This is a genomic window from Pseudomonas sp. JBR1 (assembly GCF_028198185.1).
Classification (GTDB): domain Bacteria; phylum Pseudomonadota; class Gammaproteobacteria; order Pseudomonadales; family Pseudomonadaceae; genus Chryseomonas; species Chryseomonas oryzihabitans_E.
Map to the genome: position 1 here is coordinate 2817710 of NZ_CP116340.1, position 14306 is coordinate 2832015.

At 70.4% G+C, this 14306-nt stretch carries 15 protein-coding genes; all 15 read left to right on the forward strand.

Annotation, left to right across the window (positions count from 1 at the left end):
- Genes PJ259_RS13055 through PJ259_RS13125 form a run of 15 tightly spaced genes read left to right on the forward strand, consistent with a single transcriptional unit; the run spans position 1 to position 14298 of the window.
- Positions 1-255: an acyl carrier protein gene (locus PJ259_RS13055; protein ID WP_017642723.1), complete on the forward strand. Its 255-nt coding sequence runs from the start codon at positions 1-3 to the stop codon at positions 253-255.
- A gap of 10 nt (positions 256-265) precedes the next feature.
- Positions 266-838 carry a hypothetical protein gene (locus PJ259_RS13060; protein WP_271653127.1) on the forward strand — a complete coding sequence of 191 codons (573 nt, stop codon included), beginning with the start codon at positions 266-268 and terminating at the stop codon, positions 836-838.
- Entirely contained in the window at positions 835-2481 is a 1647-nt protein-coding gene (locus PJ259_RS13065) for an AMP-binding protein (protein ID WP_271653128.1), read from the forward strand. The genes PJ259_RS13060 and PJ259_RS13065 overlap by 4 nt, the downstream gene beginning before the upstream one ends.
- Positions 2478-3215: a glycosyltransferase family 2 protein gene (locus PJ259_RS13070; RefSeq protein WP_160921879.1), complete on the forward strand. Its 738-nt coding sequence runs from the start codon at positions 2478-2480 to the stop codon at positions 3213-3215. Before PJ259_RS13065 ends, PJ259_RS13070 begins: the two co-directional genes overlap by 4 nt.
- A gap of 44 nt (positions 3216-3259) precedes the next feature.
- A complete protein-coding gene (locus tag PJ259_RS13075) occupies positions 3260-4132 on the forward strand; it encodes an LpxL/LpxP family acyltransferase (RefSeq protein ID WP_271655868.1) in 873 nt (290 codons plus the stop codon).
- Positions 4122-5648 (forward strand): HAL/PAL/TAL family ammonia-lyase, encoded by a 1527-nt coding sequence (locus PJ259_RS13080; protein WP_271653129.1) that lies wholly within the window; start codon positions 4122-4124, stop codon positions 5646-5648. Before PJ259_RS13075 ends, PJ259_RS13080 begins: the two co-directional genes overlap by 11 nt.
- Positions 5641-6075, forward strand: coding sequence for an acyl-CoA thioesterase (locus PJ259_RS13085; protein WP_271653130.1), 435 nt, complete (start codon positions 5641-5643; stop codon positions 6073-6075). Before PJ259_RS13080 ends, PJ259_RS13085 begins: the two co-directional genes overlap by 8 nt.
- Positions 6063-6647 (forward strand): outer membrane lipoprotein carrier protein LolA, encoded by a 585-nt coding sequence (locus tag PJ259_RS13090; RefSeq protein ID WP_271653131.1) that lies wholly within the window; start codon positions 6063-6065, stop codon positions 6645-6647. The genes PJ259_RS13085 and PJ259_RS13090 overlap by 13 nt, the downstream gene beginning before the upstream one ends.
- The gene (locus PJ259_RS13095; RefSeq protein WP_271653132.1) at positions 6644-8968 is read left to right on the forward strand and encodes an MMPL family transporter; all 2325 of its coding nucleotides are present in this window, start codon (positions 6644-6646) and stop codon (positions 8966-8968) included. The genes PJ259_RS13090 and PJ259_RS13095 overlap by 4 nt, the downstream gene beginning before the upstream one ends.
- Positions 8961-10208, forward strand: a complete 1248-nt coding sequence (locus PJ259_RS13100) for an NAD(P)/FAD-dependent oxidoreductase (protein ID WP_271653133.1) — start codon at positions 8961-8963, stop codon at positions 10206-10208. The genes PJ259_RS13095 and PJ259_RS13100 overlap by 8 nt, the downstream gene beginning before the upstream one ends.
- Positions 10205-10705: a hypothetical protein gene (locus PJ259_RS13105; protein WP_059316300.1), complete on the forward strand. Its 501-nt coding sequence runs from the start codon at positions 10205-10207 to the stop codon at positions 10703-10705. Before PJ259_RS13100 ends, PJ259_RS13105 begins: the two co-directional genes overlap by 4 nt.
- Positions 10702-11886, forward strand: a complete 1185-nt coding sequence (locus PJ259_RS13110) for a beta-ketoacyl-[acyl-carrier-protein] synthase family protein (protein ID WP_184290139.1) — start codon at positions 10702-10704, stop codon at positions 11884-11886. Before PJ259_RS13105 ends, PJ259_RS13110 begins: the two co-directional genes overlap by 4 nt.
- Entirely contained in the window at positions 11883-12332 is a 450-nt protein-coding gene (locus PJ259_RS13115) for an ApeP family dehydratase (RefSeq protein ID WP_271653134.1), read from the forward strand. The genes PJ259_RS13110 and PJ259_RS13115 overlap by 4 nt, the downstream gene beginning before the upstream one ends.
- Positions 12329-13066, forward strand: a complete 738-nt coding sequence (gene fabG / locus PJ259_RS13120) for a 3-oxoacyl-ACP reductase FabG (RefSeq protein ID WP_271653135.1) — start codon at positions 12329-12331, stop codon at positions 13064-13066. The genes PJ259_RS13115 and fabG overlap by 4 nt, the downstream gene beginning before the upstream one ends.
- On the forward strand, positions 13066-14298 hold the full coding sequence (locus tag PJ259_RS13125) for a beta-ketoacyl-ACP synthase (protein WP_059316304.1): 1233 nt from the start codon (positions 13066-13068) through the stop codon (positions 14296-14298). Before fabG ends, PJ259_RS13125 begins: the two co-directional genes overlap by 1 nt.
- Positions 14299-14306 lie beyond the last annotated feature (8 nt).

The following is a 14306-nucleotide window of genomic DNA, read 5'->3' on the forward strand; positions in this document are numbered from 1 at the left end:
ATGCAAAGCCGTGAAGCCATCTTCGAGACCCTGCGCAGCGCCCTGGTCGAGCTCTTCGAGCTGGAGCCCGAGCGGGTGACCCTGGAGGCCAACCTCTACGAGGACCTGGAGATCGACAGCATCGACGCCGTCGACCTGATCGACCACCTGCGCCGCCAGACCGGCCACAAGATCGCCGCCGAGCAATTCCGCCAGGTGCGTACCGTGGGCGACGTGGTCGAGGCTGTCTATCGCATCAGCCAGGCGGACGCCTGATCCGCCGCCTATGAGTGCCCTGCCTTCCCGCTCCCCGCTGGGCCTGCTCGCCGCTGCCCTGCTGCTCCTGCTCGGCCTGGCCTATCCCTTCGCCGTGTACTTCGGCCTGCAGCACCTGTCGCCGCGGCTGTTCGCGGTCGGTCTCGGTGTGCTCTGGGGCCTGCGCCTGCTGCAACCCGACCTCAACGGCCTGCAGCGCGGCACCGCCCTGGTCGCTCTGGGCTTCTGCCTGCTGCTGGCCCTGAGCGACGCCGCCGTGCTCTTGCGCTGGTATCCGGTGCTGCTCAGCCTCTTCCTGCTGGCGGTGTTCGGCCTGAGCCTGCTGCGCGGCCAGCCGCTGATCGAGCGCCTGGCACGCTTGCGCGAACCCGAGCTGCCACCCCGTGCGGTGCGCTACACCCGCCGGGTGACCCAGGTCTGGTGCCTGTTCTTTCTGTTCAATGCGCTCACCGCCGCTGCCCTGGCGCTCTGGGCGCCGCTGGCCTGGTGGACGCTCTATACCGGCGTCATCGCCTATGGCCTGATGGGCCTGCTGTTCGCCGGTGAATGGCTGGTCCGCCAGCGCGTGCGGAGGTTGCCATGACGTTCACCCCTCTCGCCGAGCTGCTGGGCGCCGCGAGCCCGCTGGATGCGGCCCTCAAGCAGCGCGCCCTGAGCTTGGCGGCGGCCTTCCAGTCCGCTGGCCTCAGGCGCCTGGCGCTGTACCTGGACGATGCCGAGGACCTGGCCTGCGCCCTGCTCGGCGCCTGGCGCGCCGGCATCGAGGTCGTCCTGCCGGCCGACGCCCAGCCCGCCACCCGTGCCCGGCTGATCCCGACCCTCGATGCCTGGCTCGACGATCTTGCCGGTTGGACGGCCGCCGAGCCCCTGGCGCCCGCCGCGCTCGACCTCCAGGCACCGCTGCTGACCCTGAGCACCTCGGGCTCCAGCGGCGAGCCCAAGCTGATCGCCAAGCAACTGTTCCAGCTGGCCAACGAGGTCGCCGCCCTGGAGCGCCTCTGGGGCGAGTCCCTGGGCGAGGCGACCATCCTCGGCAGTGTCTCCACCCAACACATCTATGGCCTGCTGTTCCGCGTGCTCTGGCCGCTCTGCGCCGGGCGCCCCTTCGCCCGCCAGGCGCTGCCCTTCACCGAGGAGCTGCAGCGAGAGACCGCCGCCCTGCTACGCGAGGGTCGCCGTGCGGTATGGATCAGCAGCCCGGCGCTGCTCAAGCGCCTGGGCGAGAACCTCGATGACGCCATCCTCGGTCAGGTGGTGCGGGTGTTTTCCTCTGGCGGCGTGCTGCCGGAGGCGGCGGCCACGGCCTGCCAGGCGCGCTTCGGCCAGTACCCTACCGAGGTCTATGGCAGCTCCGAGACCGGCGGCATCGCCTGGCGCCAGGGCCCGCAGCCCTGGCAGGCCTTCGCCGACCTCACCCTGGGCCAGGACGCTGACGGCGCCCTCTGGCTGAGCTCACCCTACCTGCCCCAGGGCGTGCGCGAGCAGACCATGGACGGTGTGAGCCTGCTGGGAGACGGTCGCTTCGAGCTGCTCGGGCGTCTGGATCGCATCGTCAAACTGGAAGAGAAGCGCATCGCCCTGCCAGCGCTGGAAGCGCGCCTGCTCGACCATCCCGCCGTCGCCGATGTCCGCCTGGGCGTGGTGCAACAGGGTCGCGCCCTGCTCGGCGCCCTGGTCGCCCTGAGCGAAAGCGGTCTGCACCAGTTGCGCAATGGCGGTCGCCGCGCCCTGGTGGCCGAGTTGCGCGAACACCTGGCCGGGCACTGCGAGGCCATCGCCCTGCCGCGCCGCTGGCGCCTGCTGCTGGCGCTGCCCTACAGCGCCCAGGGCAAGCTGGCCCAGGCCGAGGTGGAGCGGTTGCTGGCCCAGCCACGGCCGGTGGACATCGAACCGCTCGGCGTCGAGCAGACCGAAGATGGCTGGCGGCTGGAGCTGGAAGTCGCGCCGGACCTGGCGTTCTTTTCCGGTCACTTCCCCACGGCGCCGGTGGTGCCCGGGGTGGTGCAGGTCGGTTGGGCGCAGCGCCTGGCCCGTCAGCACCTGGATCTACCCGCGGACTTCGCCGGGATGGAGGTGCTGAAATTCCAGCAGCTGCTGCGCCCCGGCGACCGGGTAACCCTGACCTTCCACTTCGACACCACCCGCAGCAAGCTGCACTTTGCCTTTCGCCAGGGCACCGCGGCCTGCTCCTCCGGGCGCATCCTGCTCAAGGAGGCGCAGCCATGAGCTTTCGTGCCTGCGCGGTGATCCCGGTATTCGACCATGAGCACGCCCTGCCGCTGGTGGTCCAGGCGCTGCGCCAGCGCGCCCTGCCCTGCGTGCTGGTGGACGATGCCTCCAGCCCCGCCTGCGCCCAGGTGATGGACGAGCTGGCGACCCAACCCGACGTCCATCTGCTGCGGCTGCCGGTCAACCAGGGCAAGGGCGGCGCGGTGATGGCCGGACTCGCCGAGGCGCAGCGTCTGGGCTTCACTCATGCCCTGCAGGTGGATGCCGACGGCCAGCACGACCTGGCCGACGTGGCCGCCTTTCTCGCCGAGGCCCAGGCCTATCCCGAGGCGCTGATCTGCGGCTACCCGCAGTTCGACGACTCGGTGCCCAAGGGCCGGCTCTATGCCCGCTACCTCACCCATGTCTGGGTGTGGATCAACAGCCTGTCCCTGGCGATCCGCGACAGCATGTGCGGCTTTCGCGTCTACCCGCTGGCGCCGACCCTGGCGGTGATCCGCGCTGGCGGCCTGGGCAAGCGCATGGATTTCGATCCGGAGATCCTGGTACGCCTGGCCTGGCGCGAGCAGCCCATGCGCTGGCGTCCGACCCGGGTGCATTATCCGCTGGATGGCCGTTCGCACTTTCGCCTCTGGCAGGACAACGTGCTGATCTCGCGCATGCACACGCGGCTGTTCTTCGGCATGCTGCTGCGCGCGCCGCGCCTGCTCTGGCGCCGGGTGCGCGCGTGAGCGGCCACTGGGCGCAGCAGCGCGAGCGTGGCAGCCCCGTGCTGATGCGCCTCACCGCCTGGCTGGCACGGCACCTGGGCCGCCGCGCCATCGCTCCGCTGTTGCGGCTGATCGTGCTGTACTTCTTCCTGTTCGGCGCCCGCGCCCGCCGCGGCATCCGCGAATACCAGCAGCGCCTGGCCGCCTGGAGCAATCGTCCCGACCTGCAGCCCAGCTGGCGCAGCGGCTATGCCCAGTTCATGGCCTTCGCCGAAGCCCTGCTGGACAAGCTCGACGCCTGGAACGGCCGCCTCGGCCTTGATCAGGTACAACTGCACGACCCGGATCAGGTGCACAGCCGCATGCACGCGCCGCGCGGCGAGATCCTGGTCACCGCCCACCTGGGCAACCTTGAAGTCTGTCGCGCCCTGGCCCAGCTGGGGCGGCGGGTGCGCCTCAATGTACTGGTGCACACCCGCCATGCCGAGGCCTTCAATCGTCTGCTGGAAGAGGCCGGCGCCAGCGATCTGCGGCTGATCCAGGTCAGCGAGCTGGACCCGGCGGTGATGCTGCAGCTCAGCGAGCGCCTGGAGCGCGGCGAATGGCTGGCCATCGCCGGCGACCGGGTGCCGCTGCATGGCGGCCGGACCGTCGAGGTGGACTTCCTCGGCGCCCCGGCGCCCTTCCCCCAGGGCCCCTGGCTGCTGGCGCACCTGCTGCGTTGCCCGACCAACCTGCTGTTCTGCCTGCGCGAAGCCGACGGCTACCACCTCTACCTGGAAGATTTCGCCCCGGCCCCGGCCTGGCGTCGCCAGGAGCGCGCCGCCAGCATCCAGGGCCTGGCCCAGGCCTATGCCGAACGCCTCGCCGCCCATTGCCTCAAGGCGCCGCGGCAGTGGTTCAACTTCTACCCCTTCTGGAGTCGCGATGAACGCTAGTGTTCGCTTTGGTAGCCAGGCCCTCGCCATCGAAGACCTGGTCGCCCTGGCCGAGGGCCGGGCCCAGGCCGAATTGCAGGACGACGCCGCCTTCCGCGACGGCATCGCCCGCGGCGCGCGCTTCGTCGATTCGCTGCTGGCCCGCGAGGGGTCGGTCTACGGCATCACCACCGGCTACGGCGATTCCTGCGTGGTCGCCGTGCCCCTGGCCCAGGTCGAGGCGCTGCCGCGTCAGCTCTACACCTTCCACGGTTGCGGCCTGGGGCGCCATCTGGATGCGGCGGCGACCCGCGCGGTGCTGGCGGCGCGGCTGCAGTCGCTGTGCCAGGGCGTCTCCGGGGTGCGCGTCGAGCTGCTCGAACGTCTCACCGCCTTCCTGCGCGAAGACCTCCTGCCGCTGATCCCCGAAGAGGGCTCGGTGGGCGCCAGTGGCGATCTCACCCCGCTGTCCTATGTCGCCGCCGCCCTCTGCGGCGAGCGCCAGGTGCTCTGGCGCAATGAGATACGGGAAGCATCGGACGTCCATGCCGAGCTGGGCTGGACGCCGCTGGTGCTAAGGCCCAAGGAAGCCCTGGCGCTGATGAACGGCACCGCGGTGATGACCGGCCTGGCCTGCCTGGCCTTCTCCCGCGCCGAGTACCTGCTGCGCCTGGCGACGCGCATCACCGCGCTCAACGTGGTGGCCCTGGCCGGCAACCCCGAGCACTTCGACCAGCGCCTGTTCGCCACCAAGCCCCATCCGGGCCAGGGTCAGGTGGCCGCCTGGTTGCGCGCGGATCTCGCCGCCGAAGGGCCGGCCGCGCCCCTGCACCGCCTGCAGGACAGATATTCGCTGCGCTGCGCCCCCCATGTCCTGGGCGTGCTGGCCGACAGCCTGCCCTGGCTGCGCCAGTTCATCGAGACCGAACTCAACAGCGCCAACGACAATCCGCTGATCGACGCCGAAGACGAGCGGGTGCTGCATGGCGGCCACTTCTATGGCGGCCATATCGCCTGCGCCATGGACAGTCTCAAGACCCTGGTGGCCAACGTCGCCGACCTGCTCGACCGCCAGCTCGCCCTCTTGGTGGATGCGCGCTACAACCATGGCTTGCCGGGCAATCTCTCCGGCGCCCCGGCCGAGCGGGCCATGCTCAACCACGGCTTCAAGGCGGTGCAGATCGGCGCCAGCGCCTGGACCGCCGAGGCGCTCAAAGGCACCCTGCCGGCCAGCGTCTTCTCCCGTTCCACCGAATGCCACAACCAGGACAAGGTCAGCATGGGCACCATTGCCGCCCGCGACGCCCTGCGCGTGCTGGAGCTCACCGAGCAGGTGACCGCCGCCACCCTGCTGGCCGCCCAGCAAGGCGTCTGGCTCAGGTGCGAGCAGGGCGTGCAACCGCCCGCGCCCCTGGCCGCCATGCACCGCGCGCTGGGCGAGACCTTCCCGCCACTGATCGAAGACCGTGCCCTGGAAGCCGAACTGCGCCAGACCCTGACCCTGATTCGCGCCCGCCACTGGAGGCTCTATGCGTAAGACCGGTGCCCTGCAGGTCGAGGTGGAGATGCAGATCCCCTTCTTCGACGTCGACATGATGGAAATCGCCTGGCACGGCCATTATGTGAAGTACCTGGAGGTGGCGCGTTGCGCGCTGCTCGACCGCCTCGACCATAACTACCTGCAGATGCGCGACTCCGGCTATGGCTGGCCGGTGATCGACCTGCAGATCCGCTACATCCGCCCCCTGCTGTTTCAGCAGCGCGTGCGGGTAAAGGCCGATCTGGTGGAGTGGGAGCATCGCCTCAAGCTCAACTACCTGATCACTGACGCGGCCACCGGTGAGCGCCTGACCCGCGCCAGCACCGTGCAGGTCGCCGTGGACCTGGCCAGCCGCGAGATGCAGCTGGCATCGCCCAAGGTCTTCATCGACGCCGTGGAGAGGGCCCTGGCATGCGCACGCTGATCGCTCTGCTATTCATCCTGGCCGCGCCCCTGGCCCAGGCCTTCGATCTCGACGACCTGGCCGCCCAGCTGGCGCGCCCCGCGGCGGTCGAGGGCAGCTTCGTCCAGCAGCGCTATCTGCGCGCCCTGCCGCAACCGCTGACCAGCAGCGGTCACTTCACCCTGGCCCGCGGCCTGGGGCTGCTCTGGCGGCTGGAAAAGCCGCTGACCCAGACCTATCGCATCACCCCGGGCGCCATCGCCAAGCAGACGCCGACGGGTTGGACGCCCTTGCCCGGCAGCGACCTGGCCGCGCGCCAGAGCGCCCTGTTCCTGGCCGTGCTCGGCGGCGATCGCAGCGGCCTGGAACGCGACTTCGAGCTGGCCCTGACAGGCGACGCCAATCACTGGCAGCTGCGCCTGACCCCACGCGGCGCACTGCTCAAGCAGGTGTTCGACGGCATCCTCATCCAGGGCGGCGCCCTGGTCGAACAGGTGGAAATCCGTGAGACCCAGGGCGACCGCAGCTTGCTCACCCTGGACGGCCAGCCCAGCGACACCCTGGGCGCCGAGCAGCGCGCGGTCTTCCAGTGACCCGGCTGCAGCGCCCCTTCCTGCTGTTATTGCTCACCCTGCTGGCGCTCAGCGCCTGGCAGTGGCGGCATGGTCCGCCGGTGGCCGCCGATCTGCTGGCGCTCTTGCCCCAGGGCGCCGGCGACGCCCTTACCCAGCAGGCCGAGGCGCGCATGGCCGAGCCGCTCAATCGTGAGGTGCTCCTGCTGGTGGGTCATCCCCAACGTGAGCGGGTCGCTGCCCTGGTCGAGCGCCTGGGCCAGGCCTGGTCCCATGAGCCACTGTTCGAAAAGGTGCAATGGCAGCTGACGCCAGATCTGCCTGGCTTGCGCCAGCAACTCCTGGCCAGTCGCCTGGCGCTGACACCGGGGCCGGCGCGCGACGAACTGCTCAAGACGCCCGACAGCTATCTGCAGGCCCGCGCTGCGGCCCTCTTCGATCCCTTCGCCGGCGCCGGCGCCCTACCCCTGGAGCAGGACTGGTTCGGCCTCGGCCTGTTGGTGCAGCGCCAGCTCACCCCGGCCAGCAAGGTGCAATTCGACGCCGGCAGCGGCCTGCTGCTGACCCAGGGCGACGGTCTGACCTGGGCCCTGATCCGCGCCCGTACCCGCGCCGATGCCTTCGACTTCGACGCTCCGCCACGGGTAGAAGCCCTGATCGAGGCCGCCCGCCGTGAGGTGGTCGCGGATGGCGGTCAGCTACTCGCCGCCAGCGGCCTGAGATACGCCGCCGCCGGCCAAGCCACCGCCAGTCGCGAGATGTCGCTGATCGGCGGCCTGGCCACCCTGGGCACCCTGGCCCTGCTGCTGGGGCTGTTCCGCCGCTGGCGGGTGCTGCTCAGCCTGCTGGCGGTGGGCGTGGCGCTCCTGGCCGGCAGCGCCACCTGCGTGCTGCTGTTCGGCCAGATCAACGCTCTCACCCTGATCCTCGGCGCCAGCCTGACCGGGGTGGCCGCCGACTACCCGCTGCACTACCTGAGCAAGAGCTGGAAGGGTGGCTCCTGGGATGCCACGGCCATCCTGCGCCAGACCCTGCCGGGATTGTCCCTGAGTCTGGCGACCAATCTGCTGGGCTACCTGGCGCTGGCCTGCACGCCCTTTCCGGCGCTGACCCAGGTGGCGGTGTTTTCCGCCGCCGGCCTGATCGGCGCCTACCTCACCACCGTCTGCCTCTTGCCGGCCTGGTGGCAACGCCTGGACCTGGCGCCGCCCGCCGCGCCCCTGCGGCTGATGCAGCGCCTGCTTGACCTGCGGCTGCGCCTGCTGGCGCGCACCGGCAGCCTGCCGCTGCTCCTGGCGCTGCTGGCCTTTTGCGGCGCCGGCGTCTGGCAGCTGCACCTGCAGAACGACCTGCGCCTCTGGCTTGGCCAGGACCCGGCCCTGACCCGCGAAGCCCAGGCCATCGCCCGCCTCACCGGGCTGCAACCCACCAGCCAGTTCTTCCTGGTGCGCGGGGCGGATGCCGATGAGGTGCTGCGCCGCCAGGCCGCCCTGGGTCAGCGCCTGGATAGCCTGGTCAGTCAGGGCCAGCTGCAGGGCTATCGCGCCCTTAGCGGCCTGGTCGCCCCTGCCGCGGCCCAGGCCGAATTGCGTCAGGCCCTGGCCGGCTGGGGCGAGCGCCTGCAACCCCTGCTGGCGGTAGGCATTCCGGCCGACGCGCTGGACGCCGAACTGAGGCAACTGCATCAGCTACCCGACCTGAGTCTCGACCGGGCCCTGGCCGGCCCGCTGGGCGAGCCCTGGCGACCGCTCTGGCTGGGCCGGACTGCCAACGGCGGCGCGGCCGGGCTGGTCAGCCTGCAAGGGCTGGGCAACGCCCAGGTCCTGCAGACGGTGGCCGAGGGCTTGCCTGGCGTGCAGCTGGTGGATCGCCTCGGCGAACTACGCGGGCTGTTCCTCCATACCCAGCGCCTGGCGGTGGAGCTCAAGCTACTGGCCTCGGGCGCCATCTTCATGCTGCTGCTCTGGGCCTTCGGCCGCCGCGCGGCGCTGCGCATCGTCTGCCTGCCGCTCCTGGCAGCCCTGGCGGCCCTGGCCTGCCTGGGCTGGCTGGGTCAGCCGCTGACCCTGTTCAGCCTCTTCGCCCTGCTGCTTATCACCGCCATCGGCGTGGACTACGCCATCCTCATGCACGAGGCCATCGGCGGCGCGGCGGTGAGTCTGCTCGGCGGCCTGTTGTCCGGCGTCGGCAGCTGGCTGTCGTTCGGTCTGCTGATGCTCAGCAGCACCCCGGCCATCGCCAACTTCGGCCTGGCCATCAGCCTGGGGCTGGTGTTCAGCTTCCTGCTGGCACCCTGGGCCTCGCCCCCCGTCTCCCACGAAAAGGACCTTCGTCATGGTTGAACATCATCCCCTGGTCGTCATCGGTGCCGGCCCGGCCGGCGCCGTGGTCGCCGCCCTGCTCAAGCGTCGCGGCCATCCGGTACTGGTACTGGAAGCCCAGCACTTCCCGCGCTTTTCCATCGGCGAGAGCCTGCTCTCCCACAGCCTGGATTTCGTCGAGGAAGCCGGGATGCTGCCGGCGGTCGAGGCCGCCGGTTTTCAGACCAAGGTCGGCGCGGCCTTCGCCTGGGGCGAGCGCTACACCGACTTCGACTTCCGCGACACCTACAGTGGCGGGCGCAGCACCTTCCAGGTCCAGCGCGGCCCCTTCGACAAGATCCTCGCCGACGACGCCGCTCGCCAGGGCGTGGCGATCCGCTACGGCCAGCGGGTGACCGCCGTGACCCTGGGCGAAGAAGGTGAGAGGACCCGGATCGAGGTGCTGGGTGACGACGGCCAGGCCTATGCGCTGACCACCGACTTCCTGCTCGATGCCAGTGGCTACGGACGGGTGCTGCCGCGCCTGCTGGACCTGGAAGCCCCTTCGGACTTCCCCCCGCGTCGTGCCCTCTTCACTCATGTCGAGGACCGCATCGACGATCCCGGCTTCGACCGCGACCGCATCCTCATCACCACCCACCCGACCTGGCGCGACGTCTGGTTCTGGACCATCCCGTTCAGCGACGGCCGCACCTCGCTCGGGGTGGTGGCCGCCGCCGAGCGCTATGCCGGACGCGCCCCCGATCTCGCCACCTGTCTGCGCGACTGGGTCGCCGAGACCCCGAGCCTGGCCCGGGTGCTGCACAATGCGGTCTGGGATACCTCGGTGCGCGAGCTGGGCGGCTATGCGGCCAACGTCAAGCGCCTGCACGGCCCCGGCTTCGCCCTGCTGGGCAACGCCGCCGAGTTTCTCGATCCGGTGTTTTCTTCGGGCGTCACCATCGCCCTGCGCTCGGCCAGCCTGGCCGCGCCCCTGGTGGATCGCCAGCTGCGTGGCGAGGCGGTGGACTGGGAGGGCGAGTTCGCCCGACCACTCAAGGCGGGCGTCGATACGTTCCGTGCCTATGTGGAGGGCTGGTACGATGGCAGCTTCCAGGACGTCATCTATTTCGAGAACGCCGACCCCGAGATCCGCCGCATGATCTGCGCCATTCTCGCCGGCTACGCCTGGGACCTTCGCAACCCCTTCGTCAAGGAGCCCAAGCGGCGCCTGCGCCTGCTCGTCGAGCTCTGCCAGCTGAATTCGGCCCACTCTGCATGACCCTGCCCCGTCCGCTCGTCTTCGCGCTGGCCTGCCTGCTACTGCTCGCCGCCTGCGCCAGCCAACCGCCACTGCCCAGCAGTCCGCCACCGCTGGCGCACACGCTCGTCTATCAGGTGGAGCGCCAGACCGCCGAGGGCAGCGACGCCCTGCTGCTGGCCATCCAGCCGGAAGGCCAAGCCCTGCGCTTTTCCCTGTTCGATCCGCTGGGTGTGCCCCAGGCGCGCCAGCGGCTGCTCGACGGCGCCTGGCACGCCGACGGCCTGCTGCCGCCCAATCCCCGGGCGCGCACCTTCTTCAGCGTACTGCTGTTCGCCCTGACCCCGGCCGACCAACTGCCGCAGGCCTATGCCGCGGGCGACTGGCAACAGGCCGCCGACGGCAGCCGCAGCCTCAAGGACTGGCAGGTGCGCTATCCCGCTGCCGACCGCCTGGAGCTGCAGGCACCGGACGGGTCGCGCTATCGCCTGACCCTGCTGCCGGAGTCCGCGCCTTGAGCGCCTACCTGAATGCCCTGGGGCTGCTCTGCGCCCTGGGCCAGGGCAAGGCCGAGGTGGCGCGCGGCCTGTTCGCCGGCGACACGGCAGGCATGCAGCCCACCCCGGGCTGGATCCCCGAGCGCCAGCCGCCGGTGGGCACCGTCAGCGCCGCCCTGCCGGCCTGGCCTACCGACTGGGCCCCCTTCTTCAGTCGCAACAACCAGCTCCTGCTGGCGGCCCTGACCGAGATCGAGCCCCAGGTGCGCCAGGCCATCGAGCGCCACGGTCCTGCGCGCATCGGCGTGGTGCTGGGCACCAGCACCTCCGGCATTCACGAGGCCAGCCTGGGCATCGCCGTGCACCAGCGCAGCGGCCAACTGCCCGAGGGCTATCAGTACGCCCAGCAGGAGCTGGTCGCGCCGGCCGATTTCCTCGCCCGCTACCTGGGCCTGAGCGGCCCCTGCTATGGCCTCTCCACCGCCTGCACCAGCAGCGCCCGCGCCCTGCTCAGCGCCCGTCGGCTGCTGGTCCAGGGACATTGCGATGCCGTGCTCTGCGGTGGCGTCGACAGCCTCTGCGGCCTGACCTTGAACGGCTTCGCTGCCCTGGAAGCGGTCAGCGAACGCCTGTGCAATCCCTTCTCGGTCAATCGCTGCGGCATCAACATCGGCGAGGGCGCGGCGCTGTTCCTGCTGACCCGCGAGCCCGGTCCCATCGCCCTGCTCGGCGGCGGCGCCAGTTCCGATGCCCACCACATCTCCGCCCCCGACCCCAGCGGCCGCGGCGCCGTCCAGGCCATGCAGGCGGCGCTGCGTGCCAGCGGCCTGCAGCCGGGCGACATCGGCTATCTCAACCTGCACGGCACCGCCACGCCACACAACGACGCCATGGAAAGCCACGCCACCCATGAGGTGTTCCCGGCCGGGGTGCCCTGCTCCTCGACCAAGCCGCTGACCGGCCATACCCTCGGCGCCGCCGGCGCCCTGGAAGCCGCCTTCGCCTGGTTGACCCTGGACCCGCAGCTCAACCCGGCCGGCCAGCTGCCACCGCAGCGCTGGGACGGCCAGGCCGATCCTGCCCTGCCACGCCTGGCGCTGGCCCACGCCGACAGCCGTCTGGACGGCCGCCGCCACGCCATGAGCAACAGCTTCGCCTTTGGCGGCAGCAACGTCAGCCTCATCCTCGGAGCCACGCCATGATCCCCTGGCCCCTCGCCGAGCTGGTGCCCCACGCCGGCGACATGCTGCTGATCGAGGAGATCCTCGTCTGCGACGACCAAGGCATCGAGACCCGCCTGGTGGTGCGCCCCGGCCTCTTCACCGACGCCGACGGCGCCCTGCCGGCCTGGATCGGCGTGGAGCTGATGGCCCAGAGCGTGGCCGCCTTCGCCGGCTGCCAGGCGCGCCGCCGTGGCGAGGCCCCGGCCCTGGGTTTCCTGCTCGGCACCCGCCAGTTCGCCTGCGACGTGGCGGCCTTTCCCGCCGGCGGTGAGTTGCGCATCCAGGCCCAGCCGGCACTGCAGAACGACGATGGCATGGCCATCTTCGACTGCCACCTGCAGGGCCCTGGCTGCCAGGCCAGCGCCCGCCTGAACGTCTATCGTCCGCCCCAGGCGGATCTGTATCTACAGGAGCCCGCGCCATGAGCGTTGCCCCCGCCCCGGTCCTGGTGACCGGTTCCAGCCGCGGCCTGGGCCGCGCCATCGCCCTGCGCCTGGCCGCGGCCGGGTACGATCTGGTGCTGCACTGCCGCAGCCGTCGCGAGGAAGCCGAGGCCGTGCGCACCGAGGTGGAGGCCCTGGGCCGCACGGCCCGGGTGCTGCAATTCGACGTCGGCGACCGCGCCGCCTGCGCGGCCATCCTCGAGGCCGATACCGAAGCCCACGGCGGCTACTATGGTGTGGTCTGCAATGCTGGCTTGACCCGCGACGGCGCCTTCCCGGCGCTGACCGGAGAGGACTGGGACGTGGTCCTGCGCACCAATCTCGACGGCTTCTACAATGTCCTGCACCCGGTGGTCATGCCGATGATCCGTCGCCGCGCGCCGGGGCGTATCGTCTGCATCACCTCGGTCTCCGGGCTGATCGGCAATCGCGGCCAGGTCAACTACAGCGCCTCCAAGGCAGGGCTGATCGGCGCCGCCAAGGCCCTGGCGGTGGAGCTGGCCAAGCGCAAGATCACCGTCAACTGCGTCGCCCCGGGGCTGATCGACACCGAGATCCTCGACGAGCACGTGCCGGTGGACAAGATTCTCGAGATGATCCCCGCCGGGCGGATGGGCACCCCCGAGGAGGTGGCCCACGCGGTGGCCTTCCTGCTCGCCCCCGAGGCCGGCTACATCACCCGCCAGGTGCTGGCGGTCAACGGAGGGCTGTGCTGATGATCGGTCGTCGCGTCGTGATCACCGGGATGGCCGGCGTCACCGCCCTGGGCAGTGACTGGCCGACCATCCGCGACCACTTCCTGGCCGGCCACAGCGGCATCCGCCGCATGGACGCCTGGGACCGCTATACCGAGATGAACACCCGCCTGGGCGGGCCCATCGTCGACTTCCAGGTGCCCAGCCACTGGACGCGCAAGCAGTTGCGCAGCATGGGCCGCGTCTCCCAGCTGGCGGTGGCCGCCGCCGAGCGCGCTCTGGCCGATGCCGGACTGCTGAATGATCCCGGCATCGCCGATGGCCGCATGGGCGTGGCCTGCGGTTCCTCCACCGGCAGCACCGACGACATCAAGGCGCTGGCCAACATGCTGCTCAGCGACGCCGCCGTGGGGCTCAACGCCAACACCTATGTGCGCATGATGCCGCACACCGCCGCCGCCAACCTGAGCCTGTTCTTTGGCCTCAAGGGCCGACTGATCCCCACCTCCAGCGCCTGCACCAGCGGCAGCCAGGGCATCGGCTATGCCTACGAAGCCATCAAGTTCGGGCGCCTGCCGCTGATGCTGGCGGGGGGCGCCGAAGAACTCTGTCCCAGCGAGGCCATGGTCTTCGACACCCTCTATGCCACCAGCCTGCGCAACGATGCGCCCCACACCTCGCCGCGTCCCTACGACAAGGGACGCGACGGCCTGGTGATCGGCGAAGGCGCCGGCATCCTGGTGCTGGAAGAGCTGGAGCACGCCCTGGCGCGCGGCGCGCACATCCACGCCGAGATCGTCGGCTTCGGCAGCAACGCCGACGGCCAGCACTCCACCCGCCCCGAACAGGCCACCATGCAGCGCGCCATGGAGCTGGCCCTGGAAGACGCCGGGCTGACGCCGGAGGCCATCGGCTACGTCAACGGCCACGGCACGGCCACCGAACAGGGCGACATCGCCGAGACCCGGGCCACCCAGGCGCTGTTCGGCTCCGGCATGCCCATCAGCTCGCAGAAGAGCTACCTGGGCCATACCCTAGGGGCCTGTGGCGCCCTGGAGTCCTGGTTCAGCATCGCCATGATGAACGAAGAGCGTTTCGTACCGACGCTCAACCTCGACGACCTGGACCCCCAGTGCGGCGAGCTGGACTATCTGCGTGACGGACCGCGGACCCTGCGTACCGATCATGTGATGAACAATAATTTCGCCTTTGGCGGGGTCAACACCTCGCTGATCTTCCGCCGCTGGTCCTGATGGCCATT

Coding starts and splice junctions, on each gene's coding strand:
- PJ259_RS13055 (WP_017642723.1), top strand. CDS start 1: ATGCAAAGCCGTGAAGCCATCTTCGAGACCCTGCGCAGCGCCCTGGTC.
- PJ259_RS13060 (WP_271653127.1), top strand. CDS start 266: ATGAGTGCCCTGCCTTCCCGCTCCCCGCTGGGCCTGCTCGCCGCTGCC.
- PJ259_RS13065 (WP_271653128.1), top strand. CDS start 835: ATGACGTTCACCCCTCTCGCCGAGCTGCTGGGCGCCGCGAGCCCGCTG.
- PJ259_RS13070 (WP_160921879.1), top strand. CDS start 2,478: ATGAGCTTTCGTGCCTGCGCGGTGATCCCGGTATTCGACCATGAGCAC.
- PJ259_RS13075 (WP_271655868.1), top strand. CDS start 3,260: ATGCGCCTCACCGCCTGGCTGGCACGGCACCTGGGCCGCCGCGCCATC.
- PJ259_RS13080 (WP_271653129.1), top strand. CDS start 4,122: ATGAACGCTAGTGTTCGCTTTGGTAGCCAGGCCCTCGCCATCGAAGAC.
- PJ259_RS13085 (WP_271653130.1), top strand. CDS start 5,641: ATGCGTAAGACCGGTGCCCTGCAGGTCGAGGTGGAGATGCAGATCCCC.
- PJ259_RS13090 (WP_271653131.1), top strand. CDS start 6,063: ATGCGCACGCTGATCGCTCTGCTATTCATCCTGGCCGCGCCCCTGGCC.
- PJ259_RS13100 (WP_271653133.1), top strand. CDS start 8,961: ATGGTTGAACATCATCCCCTGGTCGTCATCGGTGCCGGCCCGGCCGGC.
- PJ259_RS13105 (WP_059316300.1), top strand. CDS start 10,205: ATGACCCTGCCCCGTCCGCTCGTCTTCGCGCTGGCCTGCCTGCTACTG.
- PJ259_RS13115 (WP_271653134.1), top strand. CDS start 11,883: ATGATCCCCTGGCCCCTCGCCGAGCTGGTGCCCCACGCCGGCGACATG.
- fabG (WP_271653135.1), top strand. CDS start 12,329: ATGAGCGTTGCCCCCGCCCCGGTCCTGGTGACCGGTTCCAGCCGCGGC.
- PJ259_RS13125 (WP_059316304.1), top strand. CDS start 13,066: ATGATCGGTCGTCGCGTCGTGATCACCGGGATGGCCGGCGTCACCGCC.